Raw genomic sequence first — 1,177 nt, 5'->3', positions numbered from 1 at the left:
CTGCCATGCGCGGCAAGGGAACGTTTCTTGCCCGCTGATTGCTTCGCTGCAAGGGGAGAAAGAGCCGCGTGGTGCCGACGCGGTGTAGCCGAGGGGAGTTACGCCTTAGCGTGCTTTATTTAATGAGATGGTCACTCCCTCCTTCCCAGTACTATGCTGAGGACAGGCTTTCATTCGGAGAACCATCATGGAAAACATTGCGCTTATTGGTATCGATCTGGGTAAGAACTCTTTCCATATTCATTGTCAGGATCATCGTGGGAAGGCCGTTTACCGTAAAAAATTCACCCGACCAAAGCTAATCGAATTTCTGGCGACATGCCCGGCAACAACCATCGCGATGGAAGCCTGTGGCGGTTCTCACTTTATGGCACGCAAGTTGGAAGAGTTGGGGCATTCCCCAAAGCTGATATCACCACAATTTGTCCGCCCGTTCGTTAAAAGCAATAAAAACGACTTTGTCGACGCCGAAGCTATTTGTGAAGCTGCATCGCGTCCGTCTATGCGTTTTGTGCAGCCCAGAACGGAATCTCAGCAGGCAATGCGGGCTCTGCATCGTGTCCGTGAATCCCTGGTTCAGGATAAGGTGAAAACAACTAATCAGATGCATGCTTTTCTGCTGGAATTTGGTATCAGCGTTCCGCGAGGTGCTGCCGTTATTAGTCGACTGAGTACCCTTCTTGAGGACAGTAGTTTGCCTCTTTATCTCAGCCAGTTACTGCTGAAATTACAACAGCATTATCACTATCTTGTTGAGCAGATTAAAGATCTGGAATCCCAGTTGAAACGAAAGTTGGACGAAGATGAGGTTGGACAGCGCTTGCTGAGCATTCCCTGCGTCGGAACACTGACAGCGAGTACTATTTCAACTGAGATTGGCGACGGGAAGCAGTACGCCAGCAGCCGTGACTTTGCGGCGGCAACAGGGCTTGTACCTCGGCAGTACAGCACGGGAGGTAGGACGACATTGCTGGGAATTAGTAAGCGAGGTAATAAAAAGATCCTAACTTTGTTGGTTCAGTGTGCCAGGGTATTCATACAAAAACTGGAACACCAGTCTGGCAAATTGGCCGATTGGGTCAGGGATTTACTGTGCCGGAAAAGCAACTTTGTCGTCACTTGTGCTCTGGCAAACAAGCTGGCCAGAATAGCCTGGGCCCTAACGGCACGACAGCAA

At 50.1% G+C, this 1,177-nt stretch carries 1 protein-coding gene and 1 pseudogene; both read left to right on the top strand.

Going from position 1 to position 1,177, the window contains the following annotated elements; all coding sequences use genetic code 11:
- A pseudogene (locus R7040_RS24580) lies at nt 1-88 on the top strand (MerR family transcriptional regulator); the annotation flags it as partial.
- 99 nt (nt 89-187) lie between these two features.
- On the top strand, nt 188-1,177 hold a 990-nt coding region (locus R7040_RS24575), incomplete at its 3' end, for an IS110-like element IS4321 family transposase (RefSeq protein WP_318097287.1).

This window comes from Vibrio sp. 1069, from assembly GCF_033340555.1.
Note: the sequence above shows the minus strand (reverse complement) of the source record. Positions and strands in the feature narration are given on the sequence as shown.